Raw genomic sequence first — 21,555 nt, 5'->3', positions numbered from 1 at the left:
GGTTCACAGGGACGGCGGGGTGGCGCTCAGCGGCTCCAGGGGGTCTTCGGCGTCGGCGGCCTCCACCTCTTCGCGGGTGATGCCGAGGAGGTAGAGGATCGCGTCCAGGTAGGGGACGTTCACGGCGGCGTCGGCCGCCTGCCGTACGACGGGCTTGGCGTTGAAGGCGATGCCCAGCCCCGCGGCGGCGATCATGTCGAGGTCGTTGGCGCCGTCGCCGATCGCGACCGTCTGGCTGATGGGGATGCCCGCCTGCTCGGCGAACCGTTCCAGGGCGCGCGCCTTGCCCGGACGGTCGACGATCTCGCCGACGACGCGGCCGGTGAGCTTGCCGTTGACCACCTCGAGAGTGTTGGCGGCGGAGTAGTCGATGCCGAGCTCTTCGACGAGCGAGTCGGTGATCTGCGTGAACCCGCCGCTGACGATGGCGAAGCGGTAGTCGAGCCTCTTGAGCGTGCGCACGAGGGTGCGGGCGCCCGGGGTGAGGACGACATCTTTGCGCACCTGCTCGAAGACGTCCTCAGAGAGGCCTTCGAGCAGCGCCACGCGCTCGCGCAGCGAGGCGGCGAAGTCGAGCTCGCCGCGCATCGCGGCGGTGGTGATCTTCTCGACCTCGTCCATGCAGCCCGCGTGCTGGGCCAGCAGCTCGATCACCTCGGCCTGGATCAGCGTGGAGTCGACGTCCATGACGATCAGCCGCTTGGCCCGGCGGTGGATGCCCGAGCGCTGCACGGCGACGTCGACCTGCTGCAGAACGGCCTCGGCGGTCAGCTCGCTGCGCAGGGTGGCGGGGTCGGCCCCGGAGATCGCCAGCTCGATGCAGGTGACCGGCAGGTGGGCCAGGCGTTCGATGCGGTCGATGTTGGCGCCCGCCGCGGCGATGCGGCCCGCGATGCCGGCCATGGCGGCCGGAAGCAGCGGGTTGCCGAGGACGGTCACGTGGAGCCGTCCCCTGCGGCGCTTCTCCTTCAGGTCGGTGCCCGTGGTGAGCTCGACCTCCATGCCGAGGTCTTCGGCCACGCGCTCGACGGCGGCCCACATGGCGCCGAGGGTGCCTCCGGTGCCGGTCGGCGGGCCGCCGGCGTAGGAGACCAGGACGCCGAGGACGAGCCGGCCGCGGATCACGACCTGTTCGACGTCGACGACGTTGACGGGGAAGGAGGCCAGCACCGAGAACAACCTGGACGTGACGCCAGGCCGGTCGGGGCCGGTCAACGTGATCAAAAGCGTTCTCTGCTTCATCGCGCACAACGCTACCGACCGCTCAGGGTGAGCGCGCACGCGGTTCACCATACGGACGGCAGATGGCCATCTCCGCATGTCTTCATGGGTTTGCCACAAGAGGAGGCATGCCCATGACCCAGGTCTTTGCCAACGTCGCCCCCGGTGGGGCCGGCCCCGGTCTCGGCGGGACGGTCCTGACCGACGCCCGCGGCCGCTACACGGTGGAGCTGGCGAGGGACGCGGCGGACGTCCGGGCCGCGCAGCGGCTCCGGTACGAGGTCTTCGCCGAGGAGATGGGGGCCCGCCTTGACTCGCCCCTCTCGGGGCTGGACGCGGACAGGTTCGACGCCTACTGCGATCACCTGCTGGTGCGGGACGGCGACACGGTGGTCGGCACCTACCGGATGCTGTCGCCGGGCCGGTCCGACCGGCTGTACTCGGACGGCGAGTTCGACCTGTCGGCGCTGGACGGCATCCGCGGCGGCATGGTGGAGGTCGGCCGTACCTGCGTGCACCCCGATCATCGGGGCGGCGCGGTGGTCGGGCTCATGTGGGCGGGCATCGCCCAGTACATGATCAACGGCGGCCACGCCTGGCTCGGAGGGTGCTGCTCGGTCCCGCTGGACGACGGGGGGACGGCCGCGGCGGGCGTCATGGACAAGATCGGCCTCGGCCCGGAGCAGTACCGCGTCACGCCCCGCGTCCCGTGGACCGGTGAGGGCGCGGCGCGTTCGGACACGTTCGTGATTCCGAAGCTGCTGCGCGGCTACCTGCGACTGGGGTCGTGGATCTGCGGCGCCCCCGCGCACGACCCCGACTTCGGGACCGCCGACTTCTTCGTCCTGCTCTCGCTGGCCAACGTCGACGTCCGGTACCTGCGGCACTTCCTCGGGGTGGCCGGATGAACGGCTGGCTGCCAGGCTCGCCGTGCAGCGCCGGCGCGTGCGTCACGCCCGCTGCCCAGGCGGCGGGGCCGGTACGGCGGGCGGCACGGCTGCTGGGGGTCGTGGTGGTCGTGCTGGCGGGCCTGCCCTGCGCCCTGCTGGCCGGGGACGCCCGCCGCGCGGCGGTGACGAGCGCCTGGTGCCGCGCCTTCCTGCGGGTCCTCGGGGTACGCCTGGAGGTCCGTCGGAGCCTCGGTGCGACACGGGAAGCGGCCTCCAGCGGCGCCCTCGTGGTCGGCAACCACATCTCCTGGCTGGACCCTCTCGTGGTCGCGGCGGCCATGCCGTGCCGTCCGCTGGCCAAGAGCGAGATCGCCCGGTGGCCGGTCATCCGGTCCCTCGTCGCGGGCGGCGGGGCCATCTTCATCGACCGCGAGCGCCTGTCGACGCTGCCCGCCACCGTCAGGGAGGTGGGCGACGCGCTGCGCTCCGGACGGTCGGTCTCGGTGTTCCCCGAGGGGACGACATGGTGCGGCCGGGGCATGGGCGCCTTCCGCCCGGCGATGTTCCAGGCCGCGATCGACGCGGACGCCCCCGTCAGGCCGATCGGCCTGCGGTTCCTGGACGGCGACGGCGACCTGGCCACGACTGCCGCGTTCGTCGGAGACGACACCCTGCTCGCCTCCCTGTGCCGGGTGGTCGCGGCGAGGGGGCTGGTCGTCGAGGTCACCGTGTTCCCGGAGATCACCTTCCAGGGACGCGGTGAGGTCACCAGGCGGTCTCTGGCCCGGACGGCGCAGGCCGTGGTGTCCGGCGGCCTGCGGCCGCGGCACGAGGTCCCCGCCGCCGCGTGAGGGCGTCCGCCGGGACGCCGGGCGGCCGGTCCGGCTCCAGGCCCGACCGGCCGCGACCGCCTGCCGCGTCAGCGCACGATCCTGGTCCTGAAGGCCTTGTAGTCGACCTGGTTCTGGATGTCGAGCCGCTGCAGCTCGACCTCGTTGGTGATGTCCACACCCGCCGGGACGTCGATGGAGTAGTGGCCGAACTTGCCGACGGCGGTGCCCTTGGTGCTCTTCTTCAGCCACACGCGGACCTTGAGGCCGGTCGACTGCCTCGGGGCGAGGGTCTTGTAGATGCAGAAGAGCTCGCGGCCCGAGGTGGCGCAGTACGTCCCGGACGACTTGCCCGTCACACGGACCTTGCTGGCACCGGCCGGGAGGATCCCGAAGATGCCGGCGAGGTCGGTCGGGTACTCACCCTTGTTGGTGCTCTTGATCGAGTAGGTGATGACGCCGCCGCGCAGTACGGCGCGCGGCCAGCGCACGCTCGTGGAGAGCGGGGACTGCGGACGGGCGGCGGCCGTGTGGGCGGCGGTGGCCGGGGCGCCCGCCGCGGCGGTGGCGGCGCCGGCGGGGAGCGCGAGCGAGGCGCCCGCCAGGGATCCGGCGAGGGTGAGAGCGGCGAGTGCGGAGAGGGGCCGACGCATTGGTTGTCTCCTGTGCAGTGGTTCGTAGAACGAGATCAAGCATCGGGATGGCGACTTGCAACATCCTTGGCGGCCACTTGAGCCCGCCGCCGCGTGGGCGTCGCCTGGAACGACGGAGCGGCCGCCGCTGTCGCGGTGGCCGCTCCCAAGTCGTTCCTGCCGGTCCGGGCGGACCCTGCCTCAGCGCTTGACGATCTTGGTCTTCACTGTGACGACACGGTCGGCCTGGCCGGCGATGTCGAGCTTGTTCAGCTCCTCCTCGTTGGTGACGTCCACACCGGCCGGGACGTCGATGGAGAAGGTCTGGTACCGCAGCACCGCGGTGCCCTTGGTGCTCTTCTTCAGCCAGACCTTGAGGTCGAGCTGGGTGGACTGCTTCGCCTTGATGGTTTCGTAGTAGCAGATGAGCGAACGGCCGGCGATGTCGCAGAGCGTGTCGGCGGCCTTCTTGGTGATTCGCGCCTTGCTGATGCCCGCGGGGAGTTCCATGATGATCCCGGCGAGGTCGGTCGGGTACTCGCCGACGTTCTTGCTCGTGAAGGTGTACCTGATCGCCCCGCCGCGGTAGGTCCACTCGTCATTGTGGTGCTTGGTGGAAAGCGGGGACTGCGAACCGCTCGTCACGTGGGCGCTGCTCGCGGGGGCGGTCGCGGTGGCGGCGCCGGCGGGGAGCGCGAGTGAGGCGCCCGCCAGGGATCCGGCAAGGGTGAGTGCGGCAAGTGCGGAGAGGTGCCGACGCATTCAGTGATCTCCCGTGGAGAGTGACTCGAATGAGCGAACCAACGGCGAATTGTCACCGCGGAACGCGCGCGACGATCACTTTACGCGGTTTTTATGCTCCATGATCACTGAATATTGGGATCCGGCATGATTAGGTGGAGATCGCCGAACTCATGCCACAAGTAGCCTTCGCGTAGCGCCTCCTCGTAAGAGCGGGACAGAAGCTCCTCGCCCGCGATCGCCGACAGCATCATCAGGTGGCTGGAACGCGGCTCGTGCAGGCCAGTGATCAGCCCGTCCACCGCCCGCACCCCTTCGGTCGGGGTCACCACGTGCGAGGTCCAGCCCGCCACGGCACGGACCCCTCTGGACATCCCCTCCCCGGCGGGCACGGCCCCGAGGCCGGCCGCGAACGTCCCGGCCGCCCGGCCCCCTCCGGCGGGCAGGGCCGCCGTCTCCAGGGCGCGGACGACCGTCGTACCCACCGCGATCACGCGGCCCTCGGCCTGGTTCACCATCCGGGCCGTGTGGGGCGGGACGCTGAAACGCTCCGGATAGGGCGGCTCGTCCTTCTCGGGGGACGCCACGCCGGTGTGCAGGGTGATGGGCGCGATCGACACCCCTCGCGTCACCAGCGCGGTGACCAGCTCATGACTGAACGGCCGCCCGGCGCTCGGCATCTCGGCGCTCCCCGGCCGCAGGCCGAACACGGTCTGGTAGGACGACAGCGGCCAGTCCCGTTCGACGTAGGAGTACCTGATGGGTCTGCCGTGGCGGGCCAGGTAGCGGGGTACGTCGCGGTCCACGCTCGCCCGCCACAGCCGGGGCGTCTCGCGCTCCAGCAGCCGCAGCGTGGCCCCTCCCGGGAGCGGCAGCCACTCGCCGGGCTCGCCCCCGGTGTACGGCGCGGTGACGCCCCCCGTGCGCCGCCGCAGCTCCACCAGCCACGAGCCGTCCTCGCGCTCGGTGGAGAAGTGCACGGTGACCCGGTCGAGCGGTACGGCGGCGGGCAGCGTCGCCGAGTCGTTGACCACCAGCAGGTCGCCCGGACGGAGCAGTTCGGGCAGGTGGGTGAAGGCGTGGTGGGTCACCGAGCCGGAGTTCTTGCCGGACACCATGAGCCGTACGCCGTCCCGCGCCAGCCCCCGTGCCTCCGGCGGCTCGTGCGCCTCGCGCGCGGGGGGAAGGTCGAAGGTGATCATCGCAGGGCCTCCCGATCCCATCACGCCGTCACCCGGCCGCTGTCGGGGCGGCGTTCGACCAGGTCGGCGAGGAAGGCCGCGGTGGTGGCGGGGTCGGCCGCCTTCGCCGCCTCCTCCTCGCCGACGGCGTCGGCGAGCATGCGGGTCTTCATCTCCCCGGGGTCGACCCACCAGACGGCGATGTCCGGCTCCTCGACGGCGAGGACGTGGGAGAGCCGGTCGAGCGCGGCCTTGGTCGCGCCGTACCCGCCCCAGCCCTCGTACGCCCCGACCGCCGCGTCGGAGGAGATGTTGACCACCGCGCCGCGGCGCTCGCGGAGCCCGCGAAGGGTCGCCTGGATGAGTCCCAGTGGCGCGATCACGTTCTGCCGGAAGGCCTCGCCGAGCTCGTCCAGAGGATAGGCCGCGAGCGAGGGCAGCGGTACGGCGCCGAGCGTGCTCGCGTTGTTGACCAGCAGGTCGAGGCCGCCGGCCGCGTGCGCGGCCTCGGCGAGGCGGGCCCGGTGAGCCGGGTCGGCGACGTCGCCGGCGATGGCGGTCGCCCCGGTCTCCCGCGCGGCCCGGGAGAGTTCGGCGGCGCCGCGGGCGGTGATGATCAGTCGCCAGCCGCCGGCGGCGAGGGCGCGGGCCAGCGCGAGGCCGAGCCCGCGCGAGGCGCCGGTGACCAGAGCGGTGCGGGGGGGCCCGGCGGAAGATGTGAGTTCTGCCATGGCTTGACGGTAGGAAGCGGCGACGGCGTGGGCATCGGGCCTGCGACCGGCTTTCCTCTGGGCTGATGGGCCTAGGGCCGGGGACCGATCCCGCCGTTCGCGGGCCCCTCTAGAGTGTGGGCGTGACGACGGAACCGGGGGCCGAGCGCGACGCCGTGCTGCACGCGGTCAGCTCCGCGGTGCTGGCCGTGACGCGCCACCTGTCGGTCCGCGAGGTGCTCCAGGTCATCGTCCGCTCGGCGCGTTCGCTGCTCAACGCCCGCTACGCCGCCCTCGGTGTTCCCGACGACGACGGCTCGTTCGCCGAGTTCGTCGCCGAGGGCGTCAGCGACAAGCAGTGGGACGCCATCGGCCCGTTGCCCCGCCAGCACGGCATGCTGGCCGCGATGCTGCGGGAGGCCGCCCCTGTGCGCCTGCCCGACATCCGCGAGGACCCGAGGTTCGAGTGGTGGCCGAGCGCCCATCCCGTCCTGAAGGACTTCATCGGGGTGCCCATCCGCGACGCCCAGGAGGTCCTGGGCATCATCTTCCTGTCCAACAAGCGGGACCGGGGCGGGTTCACCCAGGCCGACCAGGACCTTCTCACGCTCTTCGCCGCGCACGCGGCGATCGCGATCACCAACGCCCGGCTCTACGAACGCAGCCGCGAGCTGACGGTCGTCGAGGAGCGCAACCGCATGGCGCGCGAGCTGCACGACGCCGTGACGCAGAAGCTCTTCTCGCTGCGGCTCACGGCCCAGGCGGCCGGCTCGCTGGTGCGGCACGACCCGGAGCGCGCGGTGGACGAGATCGACCGGGTCCAGCGGCTCGCCGGAGAGGCGCTCGCCGAGCTCCGGGCCGTGATCGTCGAGCTGCGCCCGGCGGAGCTCGACCGCCACGGGCTGGCGGAGACCCTGCGCAAGCACGTCGCCCTGCTCGACCGGCTGTACCCCGTGAAGGTCTCGTTCGCGGCCACGCCCGTCTCCGAGCTGCCCGCCGAGACCGAGGTGGCCGTGCTGCGGGTGGCCCAGGAGGCCGTCCACAACGCGCTGAGGCACGCCGGCGCATCGTCGGTGCGGGTGAGCCTGGCCGCCTCAGGATCGGTTCTCACGCTCCGGGTGAGCGACGACGGGGACGGTTTCGAGGTCGATTCCTCGACGTTCCGCGGTCTCGGGCTCATCTCGATGCGCGAGCGGGCAGAGGCGTCCGGCGGCTCGCTCCGGATCTCCTCGCGGCAGGGGGCGGGGACGACCGTGGAACTGGAGGTGCCGCTGTGATCCGTGTCCTGATCGCCGACGACCACCCCATCGTCCGGCAGGGCCTGCGCACGTTCCTCGGCCTCCAGGACGACCTGGAGGTCGTGGGGGAGGCGGCCGACGGGGCCGAGGCGGTGTCGCTGGTCGCCTCGCTGGCGCCCGACGTCCTGCTCCTCGACCTGAAGATGCCCGTGCTGGACGGCCTCGGCGCCCTGGCCGAGCTGTCGGCACGGGGGCTCGCCGTGCGCGTGATCGTGCTGACGTCGGTGAGCGACAAGGGCGACGTGGCGCCCGCCATGCGGTCGGGGGCGTCGGGGTTCCTCTACAAGGACGTCGATCCGGCCGCGCTCGTGCAGGCGATCCGTTCGGTGTACGGCGGCCAGGTGCTGCTCGCGCCGGAGGCGGCCGAGGCGATGCTGGCGGGTCCGGCGGCGCCCGCCGCCGTCGAGGGGGCCACGGCGGTCGTGCTGACCGAGCGGGAGCGCGAGGTGCTCACGCTGATCGCCTCCGGCCGCTCGAACCGCGAGATCGCCCGGGAGCTCGTCGTCGCCGAGAAGACCGTCAAGACCCACGTCTCCAACGTGCTCATGAAACTCGGCGTGCAGGACCGCACTCAGGCCGCCCTGTACGCCGTCCGCCACGGCCTCGCCTGACCGCCGGCGGCGCGTTCCGGGGCCGTTATGGCTTGGAGGTGTGGCGGGCCTCGATGAGGGCGTTGTGGGCGGCGACGCGGGCGCGGCGGACGGCGCGGTCGAGGTCGCGCAGGGCCGCGGCGCGCACGGCGACCTGGCCCGAGGTGAGACCGCGTTCGCCGGCGAGGCGGAGCACCGAGGCGAGCCGGGCGGTCAGCGCGGCGACCCGGTGGGCGCGGGCGGGGTAGCCGGGGGCGAGGCCGTCGTCGGTGGTCCTGATGGCCGGCTGGCCCGCCACCGGCCCCTCCACCGAGAGCAGCGCGTCGGTGGCGGCCCGCATGGCGATGGTCAGCGCGTGCTCGGCCTCGGCGAGGCCGGGGACGTCCGGCGGCGTGGGATCGGCCGGCATCGCCGTCCAGCGGATGCCGGAGTACGACGAGCCGCGGCGGTCGGGGGAGGGCACGAGGCCGAGACAGCGGTCGGGAAGGACCGCCGTGGCCGCCTGACCGGCGTCGACGGCGGCGATCGTGAACGGCGGCGGCCCGGTCAGGCCGAGAGGATCGCCGGTCGAAGGAAGGGCCAGGCGCAGGGCGGTCAGGCCCTCGACGCGGAGGTCGGCGAGGAAGCCGCGCAGGGGGGTCTCGGTCACCTCGCTCGAGACGACCTGTGGTCCCGCGGCGCGCTCCAGCCTGTCGACGGCCTCGTCCAGGCCGACATGTCCGGCAAGCCAGGCGTTGCCCCATGCGACCAAGGTGGCGGAGATCGGTGAATCGGGGTGCACCGAACCACGATATGCGCTGATGCTGCAATAGGTTTGGTCCGGAGCACACTCGGCGGGGTGACTCGCCCGGTGGATTCCGGCTTGATCCGGATCGACCGGGTCGGCGGCGGGAACACGTCAGGAGGTATTCGGATGGGTGGTCAGGTGCTTCGGCTCCAGGACGTCGCCGTTCGCAGAGATGGGGCGGCCCTGTTGCGGGGCATCGACTGGACCGTCGAGGAGGACGAGCGCTGGGTGGTGATCGGCGCCAACGGCGCCGGGAAGACCACGCTGCTGCAGGTCGCGGCGGCGCTTCTTTATCCCAGCGAAGGCTCGGTGGAGATCCTCGGCGAGCGGCTCGGGCAGACGGACGTCTTCGACCTGCGTCCCCGCATCGGACTCGCCAGCGCGGCGATCGCCGAGAAGGTGCCGCCGGAGGAGAAGGTCATCGACCTCGTGCTCACCGCGTCGTACGCCATCCTCGGCCGCTGGAACGAGGAGTACGACTCCGGTGACGTCACCCGTGCGGTGGAGCTCATCGACCAGCTCGGTTGCGCGCATCTGATCAGGCGGAAGTTCGGCACCCTCTCGGAGGGCGAGCGCAAGCGCGTGCAGATCGCGCGGGCCCTCATGCCCGACCCGGAACTCCTGCTGCTCGACGAGCCGGCCGCCGGCCTCGACCTCGGCGGCCGCGAGGACCTCGTGCGCCGCCTGTCGGCCCTGGCCTACGACTCCACGGCCCCGACGCTGGTGCTGGTCACCCACCACGTCGAGGAGGTGCCGGCCGGGTTCACCCACGTGCTGCTGCTGCGTCACGGGTCGGTGGTCGCCCAGGGGCCGATCGAGTACGTCATGACCGCCGACAACCTCTCCCGCACCTTCGGCGTGCCGCTGAGCCTCGAACGCAGCAGCGACGGCCGCTGGTACGCCCGCGCCCTCCCGGGGTGATCAGAGGCGGCCCAGTGCCGCCCGGTAGATGTCCACGGCCTCCTCGATGCGCGGGATCCGGCAGTACTCGTCGGTGACGTGCGCCTGTTCCGGCTCGCCGGGGCCGCAGATCACCGCGGGGGCTCCGCCGCACGCGGCGACCAGCACCGAGGCGTCGGTGAAGTAACTCGCGGCCGGACGCTCGCCCGGGTCGTGCGCTCCCGCGGCCAGCAGGGCCTGGACGAACGGGTCGTCCTCCTCCGTCCAGACCGCCGGCAGGTCGCTCAGCGTCTCCAGGATCGTCTCGCCGCCGAGCGTGTCGCGCAGCCGGTCGCGCAGCGCGGCGTGGTCCTGCCCGGCCACCGTGCGCAGGTCGAGCGTCGCCTCGGCGAGGTCGGGCACGGAGTTCACGTTGATCCCGCCACGTACGGTGCCGACGTTCGTCGTCGGGGCGCCGAGCCTGGGGTGCGCGGGGACGCCGTGGTCGAAACGCTCGGCGGCGGTGATCGCGCGCGCCAGCTTGTAGACGGCGTTGTCGCCGAGATGAGGCATCGAGCCGTGGGCCGTGACGCCCCGGGTGACGGCCTTCAGCCACAGCGCGCCCTTGTGCCCGAGCAGCGCCCGGTTCGCGGTCGGCTCGGCCACCAGCAGCCCTCGAGAGGGACCGGCGAGGCCCTTGGCGGCCATGTCGAGCGCGCCCTCGCAGCCGGTCTCCTCTCCCACGGTCAGGAGCAGTTCGAGCGCCACCCGGCGCCCCTCGCCGCGGCTGTGCTCCTCGGCGGCGACGACGAGCGCGGCAACACCGGCCTTCATGTCGCTCGTCCCCCGCCCGTACAGGCGGTCGCCGTCCACTTCCGCCGCGTGCGGGTCGTGGGTCCACTCCCGGGCGCCCAGGGGGACGGTGTCGAGGTGGCCGGTCAGGGTGACGGGCACGCCTGATCCCCAGCGCGCCACCAGGCCGGCGCGGCCGGGCGCGTACTCGTGCGCCCGTACCTCGAAGCCCGCGGCCTCCAGGCGGCGGGCGAGCGGCGCGGCGACCGCGGCCTCGTTGCCGCCCACCGAGTCGATCATGACAAGTTCGCGTGTCAGCTCCACGGCGGCGTTCACGTCATTCTCCTTCCGTCCGCTGCCTGCTGGTCTCGCGCACCACGAGCCGGGGGGCGATCGCGATGCGCTGGATGGCCCGCGTGCGGCCGAGCCGTACCTGCTCCAGCAGGCGTACGGCCTCGGCCGCCATCTCGTCCACGGGCTGGGCGACGGTGGTGAGCGGCGGGTCGCACATCGCGGCGTGTCCTACATCGTCCATGCCCACGACCATGACCTCGTGGGGGACCCGTATCCCGCCAAGGCGCAGCGCCCGGATCAGGCCGATCGCGATCTCGTCGTTTCCGCAGATCACGGCGTCGGGCAGCGGGCCGTCCCCGAGCAGCAGCCGTCCTGCCTGCATGCCCCATTCGTGGGTGAACTCGCCGAGCAGGGGCGTGCGGGCCTCCAGGCCGGCGCGTTCGGTGGCGAGCTGGAAGCCCGACAGGCGCAGCCGGGCGGAGGAGTTCACCAGGCGGCTGCCGGCGAAGACGACCGTCCTCGCGCCGCCCGCGGCCACGTGCTCGACGGCCTGGGCGAGGGCGGCGTTGTCGTCGAGGCCGACCCAGTCGGTGCCGCCCGCCTCGATGTACCGGTCGAGCTGCACCAGGGGGACGCGGCCGGCTGCGCTCAGTACGGCGGGCGCGCTGGCCTCGATGTCGCACGGGCTGATGATCAGGCCGTCGACCCGGCGGCTCAGCAGCGTCTCCAGCCGGCGCGCCTCGATGAGAGGGTCGTACTGGGACGAGCACAGCAGCAGGTCACGCCCGGTCTCCTGGAGGCGGCGCTCCACCGCCTCGACCATCGTGGTGAAGAACGGGTTGCCGATGCCGGGGACGATCATGCCGATCGTGCCGGTGGTCTGGTCGCGGAGCGCCTTGGCCACGGCGTTCGGCTGGTAGCCCAGTTCGGCGGCGGCGCGGCTCACTCGTTCGGCCACGTCCGCGGTCACCTTGCGCCGGCCGGAAAGCGCCCGGGATGCCGAGGCAACCGACACGCCCGCGGCCTTGGCCACGTCGTGGATCGTCACGCCCATGTGGCAATCGTTTTCCCTCGTCTTGGGGGGTGGGCTTCGGGGGCTGCGGGTGTTTCGCGCTCCTCACCGACCCGTTTGCCCAGATGATAGAGGTAGATCCTCTGCTGTGCACCCTTGACGGCGATTTGTCCGTGTGGCTAGCCTCGGCGCAATTGGTAATCGATTACCCAACCTAAGCGCACGAGCCCCCCTTCTGCACCAGCGCCCCCGAAAGGCTGACCCATGGCGCGATCGATTCGACTGACCCGTATGACCGCCGCGACGGCGATCCTCGCCACCGGCCTCCTCGCCGCCGCCTGCGGCTCAGGCGACTCCGGCTCCGGGGGCGGGGACGGCGGCCGCCCCAGGGTCGGCCTGGTCCAGATCAACCAGCAGGCGATCTTCTTCAACGAGATGAACGCGGGCGCCCAGCAGGCGGCCAAGGAGGCGAACGTCGATCTGACGATCTTCAACGCCAACGACGACCCGGCCAAGCAGAACGAGGCCATCGACAACTTCGTCCAGCAGCAGTTCGACGCGCTCGTCGTGGTCTCCATCGACGTCGAGGGCATCAAGCCCGCCCTGAAGATCGCCAAGGACGCCGGCCTCAAGGTGGTCACGGTCGACGCGATCGTCGACTCGCCGGCCGTGGACACCCAGGTCGGTGTGGACAACTCCGCCGCCGCCAAGCAGGCCGGCACGTTCGTCAACGACTGGACCAAGGCGCAGAAGCTCGCCGCCCCGAAGATCGGCGTGGTCGGCGCGCTCAACTCGTTCATCCAGAACATCCGCAAGGACGACTTCAACAAGACCGTCGAGGGCGCCGGCGCGAAGATCGTGCAGACCGTCGACGGGCAGAACAAGCAGGAGGCCGCGATGAGCGCCGCGGAGAACCTCCTGACCTCCCGCTCGGATATGAACATCGTCTACGCGACCGGCGAGCCCGCCCTGCTCGGCACCGTGGCCGCCGTGAAATCGCAGAACGCCGCCGACCGCGTCAAGGTCTTCGGCTGGGACCTCACCAAGGAGGCCATCGGCGGCATCGACGCGGGCTTCGTCGCCGGCGTCGTCCAGCAGGACCCGAGGACCGAGGGCTACGAGGCGGTCAAGGAGGCCAAGTCGCTCGTCGGCGGAGGCCAGGCCAAGAAGAAGATCGACGTCCCGGTGACGATCGTCACCAAGGAGAACGTCGACAAGTACCGGGCGACGTTCCAGTGACCGACCGTGTGGTGATGCGCGACATCCGCAAGCGCTACGGAATGGTCGACGCCCTCCGGGGCGTGACCCTGCGGGTCGGCGCCGGCGAGGTGGTCGGCCTGGTGGGCGACAACGCCGCCGGGAAGTCCACCCTCATGAAGGTGCTGGCGGGCGCGGTCGTGCCGGACTCCGGCGAGATCGTCTTCGACGGCACCCCGGTCTCCTTCACCGGCCCCCGGGACGCGCGGGAGCTCGGCATCGAGATGGTCTACCAGGACCTCGCGCTCTGCGACGACGTCGACGTGGCGGGCAACCTCTTCCTCGGCCGCGAACCGCGCAAGGCCGGCGGGCTCCTGCTCGACCTGGCGAAGATGCACCAGGACGCGCGTGACCACCTCGACGCGCTCAACATCCGCATCCCGCTCACCGACATCCCGGTGGGCGGGCTGTCAGGAGGCCAGCGCCAGGCCGTGGCCATCGCGCGTGCGGTCACCTTCGGCCCGAAGCTGCTCATCCTGGACGAGCCCACCGCCGCGCTGGCCGTCGCCGAGGTCGAGACGGTCCTGGAGCTGATCAGGACCGTCTCGTCCCAGGGGGTGTCGGTCATCCTGATCACGCACCGGCTGCAGGACCTGTTCGAGGTCTGCGACCGGCTGTGCGTGATGTACGAGGGGACGCTGCGCGCCGACCTGGACGCCCGGACCACCAGCCTGCAGCAGCTCGTGTCCGAGATCGTCGCGCACGACGGACCGGGCGGCGCGGCGCGCGACACGAGAGGAGCGCGGCGATGACCACCACCAGCCAGCGGATCGTGACCAGCCGGTCGGCCCGCGCGGGAGCGCACATCGGCAGGCACGGGCAGACGATCGCGATCGCGGTCATGCTCGTGGTGCTGCTGGTGTTCTTCGCCCTGTCCGCCGACCGGTTCGCCACCGCCGGGAACATGCTCAACCTGGTGCGGCAGATCGCCCCGACGCTCATCGTGGCCGTCGCCATGACGTTCGTCATCAGCACCTCGGGCATCGACCTGTCGGTCGGCTCGACCGTGGCGCTGTCGGGCTCCCTGCTCGCCATCGTGCTGAAACACGGCTGGGATCCCACCCTCGCCCTGATCGCGATCCTCGCGCTCGGCGCGGCCGTCGGGTTCGTCAACGGGTGGTTCTCCGCCTACCAGAACATCCCGCCGTTCATCGTCACGCTCGCGATGCTGTCGATCATGCGGGGAACGGCGCTGCGCGCCACGGAGGGCTACTCGACCCCGATCGACGGCGACCTGTGGATCGTCCAGCTCGGCCAGGGACGGATCGCCGGCGTGCCCGTGCCCGCCATCCTGGCGGTGCTCGTCGCCCTCGCCGCGTGGGGCGTGCTCACCCGCACGCCGTTCGGCCGCTACGTCATCAGCCTCGGCTCCAACGGCGAGTCGCTGCGCCGTACCGGGGTGAACACCCGCAAGGTCGGGCTGGCGGTCTACGTCCTGACCGGTGTGGCCGCGGCGCTGGCCGGCGTGCTCATCGCGACCCGGCTCAGCTCGGGGTCGTCCAACGCGGGCACCGGCTTCGAACTGGAGGCCATCACGGCGGTCGTGCTCGGCGGCACCAGCCTGTTCGGCGGCCGGGGCAGCATGCTGGGCACGATCTTCGGGGCGCTGACCCTCGGGGTGATCGCCAACGGCCTGGTGCTGCTGCACGTCTCGCCGTTCTACGTGCAGATCGTGCAGGGGGCCATCCTGCTGCTGGCCATCTTCGCCAACAGCAAGGTGTGGAGCAGGTTCGGCGCGGTGCGCAAATGAACGTGACGACCGTGCTCGGCCCGGTGCCGGTGACCGAGCTGGGGATCACGCTCTGCCACGAGCACCTGCGCAACGACGGCGCGCTCGCGTGGCACCCGGCCGAGGAGGGGGACGCCGAAGGCGAGCTGATCGCCTCCTCCCCGGTGCGGCCCGAGTTCCTCGCCCGGCTGCGCCACGACCCGTACCTGTCCCGGGACAACGTCTCCCTGGACGACACGGCGGTCGCCGTCGAGGAGGTGGCCCGGTTCGCCGCGCGCGGCGGCCGGACGGTGCTGGAGGTGACCCCCGACGGCCTCGGCCGGGCCCCCGCCGAACTGGCCCGCATCGCCCGCGCGACCGGACTGAACGTCGTCATGGGCTGCGGCTTCTACCTGGAGCGCACCCACCCGCCACGGGTCGGCGCGATGAGCGTCGAGGGCGTCGCCGAGGAGATCGAGCGGGACGTCACCGAGGGCGTGGCGGGGGTACGCGCCGGGGTGATCGGCGAGATCGGCGTCTCGGCCGGCTTCACCCCCGCCGAGGAGAAGGTGCTCCGGGCCGCCGCGCGGGCGCAGGCCCGCACCGGGGTGCCGCTGTCGGTGCACCTGCCCGGCTGGGTACGGCACGGCCACCGGGTGCTCGACGTCATCGGGGAGGAGGGCGGGCGGCTCGCCGCGACGGTGCTCTCCCACCTCAACCCCAGCGGCGCCGACCGGGACCACCAGGTCTCACTGGCCCTGCGGGGCGCCTACCTGGGCTACGACATGTGCGGCATGGACTACCTGTACCCGGGCGAAGGCCAGTCGCCGTGCGACGAGGACAACGCCGCCGCCGTCACCTGGCTGACCCGCGCCGGGCTGGGCCACCGGGTGCTGCTCTCCCAGGACGTCTTCCTCAAGACCATGCTGGTGCGCCACGGCGGCAACGGCTACTCCCACGTCCTCACCCACTTCGTCCCCCGCCTGCACCGCCACGGGCTCACGCCGGAGGAGACGACGCGGATGCTGGTGGGCAACCCCCGTGAGCTGTTCCTGGCCGCCCGGCGATGACCTCTGACTTCCATTCACATTCGACGAGCAAGGAGATCTTTCGATGACGCGCGTGCTGGTGGCCGGTGAGTCGTGGGTGAGCGAGTCGACCCACTACAAGGGCTTCGACTCCTTCACCACGACCACCTACCACACCGGCTTCGAGCCGCTGCGGGACGTCCTCGAGGCCGACGGCGTCCAGGTCGACCACCTTCCCGCGCACGACGTGCCCAAGCTGTTCCCGGGCACCGCCGAGGAGCTGGCGGCCTACGACGTGGTGGTGCTGTCGGACATCGGCGCCAACAGCATCCTGCTGCACCCCGACACCTGGCTGGCCAGCAAGAAGTCGGTCAACCGGCTCGACCTGCTGGCCGACTGGGTCCGGCAGGGCGGCGGCCTGGCGATGGCGGGCGGGTACCTGAGCTTCCAGGGGATCGAGGCCAAGGCCGCCTTCAGCGGAACGGCCGTCGAGCGGGTGCTGCCCGCGGTGATCTCCCGCTACGACGACCGGGTGGAGGCCCCGCAGGGCCTGCCGGGCGTGCTGGCCGACGCCGAGCACCCTATCGTGGCGGGGCTGCCCGCGCGCTGGCCCGACCTGCTCGGCTACAACCGTTTCACCCTGCCGGAGGACGCCCGCCTGCTGGCCACCGTCGGCGAGGACCCGCTGCTCGCGGTGCGCGAGGTGGGGGCGGGACGCACGCTCGCCTGGGCGTCCGACATCGCCCCCCACTGGTGCCCGGAGGAGTTCACCGGCTGGGAAGGCTATGCCACGATCTTCACCCGCGCCGTCCGCTGGCTGGCGAAGGAGCTCTGACATGCCGGTTCCGGTGATCCTGGACTGCGATCCGGGGCACGACGACGCGATGGCCATCCTGCTGGCGGTCGCCCACCCGGCCATCGACCTGCGGGCGGTCACCACCGTCGCGGGCAACCAGACGGTCGCCAAGACCGCCCTCAACGCCCGGCGCATGCTGAGCCTCGCCGGGGCGCACCAGGTGCCGGTCGCGGCCGGGTGCGACCGGCCGCTGTCGGGTGCGCTGGAGATCGGCGACTACGTGCACGGGGAGAGCGGCCTGGACGGGCCGGCGTTCGGGGAACCGGTCGTGCCGCTGGATCCCCGGCACGGCGTGGACCTCATGCACGACACGCTCGCCGCGGCCGGCGAGCCGATGACGATCGTGGCGATCGGTCCGCTGACCAACGTCGCCACGCTGCTGCGCCGCCATCCGGGCGACCGGGAGCGCATCCGCGAGATCGTCATCATGGGCGGCTCCGTCGACCGGGGCAACCACACGCCCTACGCCGAGTTCAACATCTACGCCGATCCCGAGGCGGCGGCGGAGGTGCTCGACAGCGGCGTGCCGACCACCTGGGTCGGGCTGAACGTCAGCCACCAGGCCCTGGTCACCGCCGACGTGCTGGCCCGCCTGTCGGCGCTGGGCACGCCACTGGCCGAGCTGTGCGTGGAGCTGCTCACCTTCTTCGGCACGACCTACCAGCGGACGTGGGGCTTCGAGGCGCCGCCGCTGCACGACCCGATCACGGTGGCGTACCTGATCGACCCCGCCGTCCTCGGCCACGTCCACGTGGGGCTGCGTGTCGAGCTCGACGGCACACACACGCGCGGCGCCACCGTGGCCGACCTGCACGGGCGGATGGACTGGGCGCCGAACGCGAACGTCGGTCTCACCCTGGACCGCGAACGCTTCTGGGATCTGATGATCGGCGCGGTCGACGCCCTGGGGCGGTCCGGGGACGAACGGCGCTGAGGCGCCGCACCCGGCAGGGACGGCGGATCCCTGCCGGGCGTCACGCCGCGAAGGTCGTGGGAATTCATGCCCGATGCGTTTGACGGAGCTGGTCGAGGAACATGTAAAGGCCAGACCAAATAGCATCTCGGTCGAGGGGCACGTCGGACACCTCGGGTCGGAGTGGCTCATGACTCAGCTCGTCGTCTTCGTGATCGTGGTGGCCATCGCCGGCTTCGCGGTATACCGCACGATTCGCATCGTTCCGCAGGCGCAGGCCTACATCATCGAGCGGCTGGGGCGTTACCACCGCACGCTGACGCCGGGGCTGAACGTCGTCGTGCCGTTCATCGACGGCGTGCGCACCGTCGTCGACCTGCGCGAGCAGGTGGTGTCGTTCCCGCCGCAGCCGGTGATCACCTCCGACAACCTCGTGGTGTCGATCGACACCGTTATCTACTTCCAGGTGACCGACCCGAGGGCCGCGACGTACGAGATCGCCAACTTCCTCACCGGCGTCGAGCAGCTGACGGTCACCACCCTGCGCAACGTCGTCGGCGGCATGGACCTCGAACGCACGTTGACCTCGCGCGAGGAGATCAACTCCGAGCTGCGCGGGGTGCTCGACGAGGCGACCGGCAAATGGGGCATCCGGGTCAACCGCGTCGAGCTGAAGGCCATCGAGCCGCCGGCCTCGATCCAGGACTCGATGGAGAAGCAGATGCGGGCCGACCGCGACAAGCGGGCCTCCATCCTGTCGGCGGAGGGGCAGAAGCAGTCGGCGATCCTGACGGCGGAGGGTGAGCGGCAGGCGGCCGTCCTGAAGGCGCGGGGCGAGGCCGAGGCGGCGGTGCTGCGGGCACAGGCCGACGCCGAGGCCCAGGCGATGCGGGCCAAGGGCCAGGCCGACGCCATCGCGATGGTCTTCCGCGCGATCCACGAGGGCAACCCCGACCAGCGGTTGCTCGCCTACCAGTACCTCCAGACGCTTCCCGAGATCGCCAAGGGCGACGCCAACAAGGTCTGGATCGTGCCGTCCGAGATGAGCAAGGCGCTGGAGGGCCTCGGCGGGCTGTTCGGCAAGTCCTCCGACGGCTCCACCGCGCGCTAGGTGCGGGCTCGGTTCGCCTCTCTTTCCGGTGGAAGGGGAGGGGCTTCGCGCTGAGTACCCTTCCCTTTGGCGGACCCCTCCCGCCGCCATGGGACGGCTGCCCCCTACGATCGGGCAAAACCGTACGAAAGGTGGCACCGTGACACCGTGGGAGGTGGCCGGGGTCCTCGCGGCCGGAGTCGCGGCGGGTGGCATCAACGCCGTGGTCGGGTCGGGTTCGCTGATCACGTTCCCGACGCTGGTGGCCATGGGGTACCCGCCGATCGTCGCCAACGTGTCGAACAACGTCGGGCTGGTCGCGGGCGGCGTGAGCGGCGTGCTGGGCTACCGGGAGGAGCTCAAGGGGCAGAGTGAACGGCTGCTGCGGCTGGGCGCGGCCTCGGTGCTGGGCTCGCTGGCGGGCGGCCTGCTGCTGCTCGCCCTGCCCGCCGAGGCCTTCCGGGTGATCGTGCCGGTGCTGATCGCGCTGGCCTGCGTGCTGGTGGTCGCCCAGCCCCGGCTCAACGTCTGGATCGCCGAGCGCCGGGAGACCGCCCACCCGCACGGCGGACCCTGGCTGTGGGCGGGGGTGTTCGCCGCGGGGGTGTACGGCGGCTACTTCGGCGCCGCCCAGGGTGTGGTGCTGATCGGGCTGCTCGGCATCTTCCTGGACGAGCACCTCCAGCGGGTGAACGCCGCCAAGAACCTGCTGTCGCTGCTGGTCAACACCACGGCGGCCGTGCTGTTCGCCCTGATCGCGCCGGTCGACTGGTGGGTCGCGCTCCTCATCGCCGTGGGGTCGCTGGTGGGGGGCTTCTTCGGCGCGCGGGTGGGCCGCAAGCTGCCGTCCCGGGTGCTGCGCGGGATCATCGTGTGCGTCGGAGTCGTCGCGATTGTCAAACTGGTGTACGGCTGACGAAGCGGCAAGTGGGTATTTACCCTGATATGAAGGGTGACCGGGTCGAGATCGTCATAGACGCGGGCGACAACACGCCGCGAACCTACGAAGTGGTGGCGACGAAGGCCGGGCGCCGCGTCGACATCGCCACCCGCAGAGGGCTCGTCGAGGTCAGCGAGGTCACAAGGAGCGGCACCCCCGTCCGCACCGCGCGCTTCATGGCCAGCCGCATTCTCGCCCTCGTCGAGCACCCGGCCGCCGACCGCATCGTGGAGGGGGACGAGGAGCCCGAGTGAACCCCCTGGGCCGCTAGATCGGGCGCGGGCGGACCTGCACGACGCCGTCACCGCGCACGTTCACCTCGAAGGCCGGTTGGGGCGAGGTGGCGGGGCCGTGCACGACCGCGCCGTCCTCCAGACGGAACGTGCTGCCGTGCCAGGGGCACACCACGCAGACCTCGTCGTTCTCGAGCTTCAGCCGTCCCTGGTGCAGCGGGCCCGCCAGGTGGGAGCAGCGGTCGGCCAGGACCTTCACGGTCGCGCCGTGGCGCAGGACGAACAGGTGGATGTAGCCGAGGCGCCGTGAGACGGGGCGGCCGTCCGGCAGGTCCCACAACCGGCACAGGTCGTGCCAGCCGAGGGGCACCAGGTGCGTGGTCGGCTCGGCGTGGGTGGGCCCGGCCGCCATGCGGTAGGCCAGGTGCCCGCCGAGGTACCCGCCCACGCTCACCGCGGCCAGGCCCGCGAACCCCAGCATGCGTCCCGCCCGTTCCTTGCCGGACAGGCGCAGCAGGAGCGAGCCCGAGTAGAGCCCGAGGGCCGTCAGGTTGACCAGGGAGTGGACGAAACCGACCCGCTGCTGCTCGAGATGCAGCACCGACCAGTCGGTGATCCCGGCGGCGGCGGCCGGGACGGCGCCCGCGATGCCCGTCGCGAGCACGGCACTGGAGGAGCGGGAGTCGGCGCCGATGAGGTCCAGCACCGCCGTCGCCGTGAAGCAGCCGAGGCTGATGGTGGCCAGGGGAGGGTGGAGAGGGTGGCCCGTGGGCACGCCGTGCAGCAGGTCCCGGGCCATGCTCCCGGAGGGGAGCTTGCGGCGGATCGTCTTCGCCAGCGGGACTATCAGCCGGTCGATGCCTCTCATGTGCTCGAGGCGATCGGTGAGGCCGACGGGCAACGACATGCGGGTGATGCCGAGGGTCTCCCTCAGCGACCGCCGTCGTGAGTTGATGGACTTCGAAGTTTCCTCCACTTTCGCCCCCTCTTGCCCCTTGAGGACCTACCCCCAAGAGCGGAAGAAACACCGCGAAGGCCCGTCACCCCCGGCCTGGAGCCAGGTGGCCACGGACCACCGACGACTCGACGATCTCGGTGGCGTAGACGGCCAGGGCGGGCGATCCCTCACGGATGATTTCTACTTTCTCCATGACCTGGTCGGCCGTGACCCCGTGCCGTACCCAGCTGCCTCCCTCGCTGTTGTAGTTGGCCATGATCGGAGCCAGCCGGTCGATGGCCTTGGCGAACCTCGCCTCGGGTGTCGTGCGCTCCTCGAACTCGTCCCACAGGGCGCGCAGCGTCACGGTCTGGTCCTCCGGCAGCAGACCGAAGATGCGGTCCGCGGCGGCGCGCTCGGCCTTCTCCTGCACCTCGACCTCGGTCAGGTCGTAGATGAAGGTGTCACCGGCGTCGATCTCGACGATGTCGTGGACCAGCAGCATGGACGTCACGCGCGCGAGGTCGACGTCCGCGGGCGCGTACTCGGCGAAGACCATGGCCAGCATCCCGAGATGCCATGAGTGCTCGGCGTCGTTCTCCCGGCGAGAGCCGTCCATCAAGGTGTTGCGGCGCAGCACGCGCTTCAATTTGTCGATTTCCACGACGAAACCGACCTGGGCCAGCAGACGTTCCTTATCGGGCACGGTGGTCACGCGCCACAGCCTATTACCGCG

At 71.5% G+C, this 21,555-nt stretch carries 24 protein-coding genes; 14 read left to right on the top strand and 10 right to left on the bottom strand.

From position 1 onward, the window contains the following. Positions 1–3: 3 nt before the first annotated feature. On the bottom strand, positions 4–1,242 hold the full coding sequence (gene serB, locus KIK05_RS08325; RefSeq protein WP_214409996.1) for a phosphoserine phosphatase SerB: 1,239 nt from the start codon (positions 1,240–1,242) through the stop codon (positions 4–6). Positions 1,243–1,355: 113 nt separating this feature from the next. Between serB and KIK05_RS08320 the strand changes: the two genes are divergently transcribed. Both KIK05_RS08320 and KIK05_RS08315 read left to right on the top strand, forming a co-directional pair. Then, positions 1,356–2,129: a GNAT family N-acetyltransferase gene (locus KIK05_RS08320; RefSeq protein ID WP_214409995.1), complete on the top strand. Its 774-nt coding sequence runs from the start codon at positions 1,356–1,358 to the stop codon at positions 2,127–2,129. Next, a complete protein-coding gene (locus KIK05_RS08315) occupies positions 2,126–2,962 on the top strand; it encodes a lysophospholipid acyltransferase family protein (RefSeq protein WP_214409994.1) in 837 nt (278 codons plus the stop codon). Before KIK05_RS08320 ends, KIK05_RS08315 begins: the two co-directional genes overlap by 4 nt. Before the next feature lie 68 nt (positions 2,963–3,030). Here the strand turns inward: KIK05_RS08315 and KIK05_RS08310 are convergent, their stop codons facing one another. The 4 genes from KIK05_RS08310 to KIK05_RS08295 all read right to left on the bottom strand — a co-directional run bounded on the left by KIK05_RS08310 (position 3,031) and on the right by KIK05_RS08295 (position 6,226). Then, a complete protein-coding gene (locus KIK05_RS08310; RefSeq protein WP_214409993.1) occupies positions 3,031–3,594 on the bottom strand; it encodes a hypothetical protein in 564 nt (187 codons plus the stop codon). A 180-nt stretch (positions 3,595–3,774) separates the two neighbouring features. After that, complete coding sequence (locus KIK05_RS08305) at positions 3,775–4,335, bottom strand: hypothetical protein (protein ID WP_214409992.1); 561 nt, start codon at positions 4,333–4,335, stop codon at positions 3,775–3,777. A 104-nt stretch (positions 4,336–4,439) separates the two neighbouring features. Continuing rightward, entirely contained in the window at positions 4,440–5,516 is a 1,077-nt protein-coding gene (locus tag KIK05_RS08300; protein ID WP_214409991.1) for an S-adenosylmethionine:tRNA ribosyltransferase-isomerase, read from the bottom strand. 20 nt (positions 5,517–5,536) lie between these two features. After that, positions 5,537–6,226 (bottom strand): SDR family NAD(P)-dependent oxidoreductase, encoded by a 690-nt coding sequence (locus KIK05_RS08295; RefSeq protein ID WP_214409990.1) that lies wholly within the window; start codon positions 6,224–6,226, stop codon positions 5,537–5,539. A gap of 122 nt (positions 6,227–6,348) precedes the next feature. On the opposite strand from KIK05_RS08295, the gene KIK05_RS08290 reads away from it, so the two are divergent. Both KIK05_RS08290 and KIK05_RS08285 read left to right on the top strand, forming a co-directional pair. Then, the gene (locus KIK05_RS08290; protein ID WP_308249814.1) at positions 6,349–7,482 is read left to right on the top strand and encodes a GAF domain-containing sensor histidine kinase; all 1,134 of its coding nucleotides are present in this window, start codon (positions 6,349–6,351) and stop codon (positions 7,480–7,482) included. Further along, the gene (locus tag KIK05_RS08285) at positions 7,479–8,114 is read left to right on the top strand and encodes a response regulator (RefSeq protein WP_214409988.1); all 636 of its coding nucleotides are present in this window, start codon (positions 7,479–7,481) and stop codon (positions 8,112–8,114) included. Before KIK05_RS08290 ends, KIK05_RS08285 begins: the two co-directional genes overlap by 4 nt. 25 nt (positions 8,115–8,139) lie before the next feature. Here the strand turns inward: KIK05_RS08285 and KIK05_RS08280 are convergent, their stop codons facing one another. After that, on the bottom strand, positions 8,140–8,874 hold the full coding sequence (locus tag KIK05_RS08280) for an Rv1486c family protein (protein WP_214409987.1): 735 nt from the start codon (positions 8,872–8,874) through the stop codon (positions 8,140–8,142). A 132-nt stretch (positions 8,875–9,006) separates the two neighbouring features. On the opposite strand from KIK05_RS08280, the gene KIK05_RS08275 reads away from it, so the two are divergent. After that, entirely contained in the window at positions 9,007–9,801 is a 795-nt protein-coding gene (locus KIK05_RS08275; protein ID WP_214409986.1) for an ABC transporter ATP-binding protein, read from the top strand. Here KIK05_RS08275 and KIK05_RS08270 read toward each other — a convergent pair whose 3' ends face one another. Next, complete coding sequence (locus KIK05_RS08270) at positions 9,802–10,887, bottom strand: M20 family metallopeptidase (protein WP_214409985.1); 1,086 nt, start codon at positions 10,885–10,887, stop codon at positions 9,802–9,804. A gap of 1 nt (position 10,888) precedes the next feature. Continuing rightward, positions 10,889–11,899, bottom strand: coding sequence for a LacI family DNA-binding transcriptional regulator (locus tag KIK05_RS08265; protein ID WP_214409984.1), 1,011 nt, complete (start codon positions 11,897–11,899; stop codon positions 10,889–10,891). A gap of 249 nt (positions 11,900–12,148) precedes the next feature. Here KIK05_RS08265 and KIK05_RS08260 point away from each other — a divergent pair, with 249 nt between their 5' ends. The 9 genes from KIK05_RS08260 (at position 12,149) to KIK05_RS08220 (ending at position 19,903) form a co-directional block, all read left to right on the top strand. Further along, positions 12,149–13,096, top strand: coding sequence for a substrate-binding domain-containing protein (locus KIK05_RS08260; protein WP_250562426.1), 948 nt, complete (start codon positions 12,149–12,151; stop codon positions 13,094–13,096). Between the two features lie 14 nt (positions 13,097–13,110). Then, a complete protein-coding gene (locus KIK05_RS08255; protein WP_250562425.1) occupies positions 13,111–13,866 on the top strand; it encodes an ATP-binding cassette domain-containing protein in 756 nt (251 codons plus the stop codon). Further along, a complete protein-coding gene (locus tag KIK05_RS08250) occupies positions 13,863–14,864 on the top strand; it encodes an ABC transporter permease (RefSeq protein WP_214409982.1) in 1,002 nt (333 codons plus the stop codon). The genes KIK05_RS08255 and KIK05_RS08250 overlap by 4 nt, the downstream gene beginning before the upstream one ends. Beyond that, positions 14,861–15,892 carry a phosphotriesterase family protein gene (locus tag KIK05_RS08245; RefSeq protein WP_250562424.1) on the top strand — a complete coding sequence of 344 codons (1,032 nt, stop codon included), beginning with the start codon at positions 14,861–14,863 and terminating at the stop codon, positions 15,890–15,892. The genes KIK05_RS08250 and KIK05_RS08245 overlap by 4 nt, the downstream gene beginning before the upstream one ends. A gap of 43 nt (positions 15,893–15,935) precedes the next feature. Continuing rightward, positions 15,936–16,685 (top strand): glutamine amidotransferase, encoded by a 750-nt coding sequence (locus KIK05_RS08240; protein WP_214409981.1) that lies wholly within the window; start codon positions 15,936–15,938, stop codon positions 16,683–16,685. 1 nt (position 16,686) lies between these two features. Continuing rightward, entirely contained in the window at positions 16,687–17,640 is a 954-nt protein-coding gene (locus tag KIK05_RS08235) for a nucleoside hydrolase (protein WP_214409980.1), read from the top strand. Between the two features lie 169 nt (positions 17,641–17,809). After that, positions 17,810–18,730, top strand: a complete 921-nt coding sequence (locus tag KIK05_RS08230; RefSeq protein ID WP_214409979.1) for an SPFH domain-containing protein — start codon at positions 17,810–17,812, stop codon at positions 18,728–18,730. Between the two features lie 139 nt (positions 18,731–18,869). Then, a complete protein-coding gene (locus tag KIK05_RS08225; RefSeq protein ID WP_214409978.1) occupies positions 18,870–19,625 on the top strand; it encodes a sulfite exporter TauE/SafE family protein in 756 nt (251 codons plus the stop codon). A gap of 29 nt (positions 19,626–19,654) precedes the next feature. Beyond that, positions 19,655–19,903 carry a DUF8836 family protein gene (locus tag KIK05_RS08220; RefSeq protein ID WP_214409977.1) on the top strand — a complete coding sequence of 83 codons (249 nt, stop codon included), beginning with the start codon at positions 19,655–19,657 and terminating at the stop codon, positions 19,901–19,903. 13 nt (positions 19,904–19,916) lie between these two features. On the opposite strand, the gene KIK05_RS08215 is transcribed toward KIK05_RS08220, so the two are convergent. Continuing rightward, positions 19,917–20,858 carry a Rieske (2Fe-2S) protein gene (locus tag KIK05_RS08215; RefSeq protein ID WP_308249813.1) on the bottom strand — a complete coding sequence of 314 codons (942 nt, stop codon included), beginning with the start codon at positions 20,856–20,858 and terminating at the stop codon, positions 19,917–19,919. A gap of 64 nt (positions 20,859–20,922) precedes the next feature. Further along, positions 20,923–21,534 (bottom strand): HD domain-containing protein, encoded by a 612-nt coding sequence (locus KIK05_RS08210; protein WP_214409976.1) that lies wholly within the window; start codon positions 21,532–21,534, stop codon positions 20,923–20,925. Between the last annotated feature and the right edge of the window lie 21 nt (positions 21,535–21,555).

Source organism: Sphaerisporangium fuscum, from assembly GCF_018531465.1.
Classification (GTDB): Bacteria; Actinomycetota; Actinomycetes; order Streptosporangiales; family Streptosporangiaceae; genus Sphaerisporangium; species Sphaerisporangium fuscum.
This window is presented reverse-complemented; position numbering and strand designations above follow the sequence as displayed.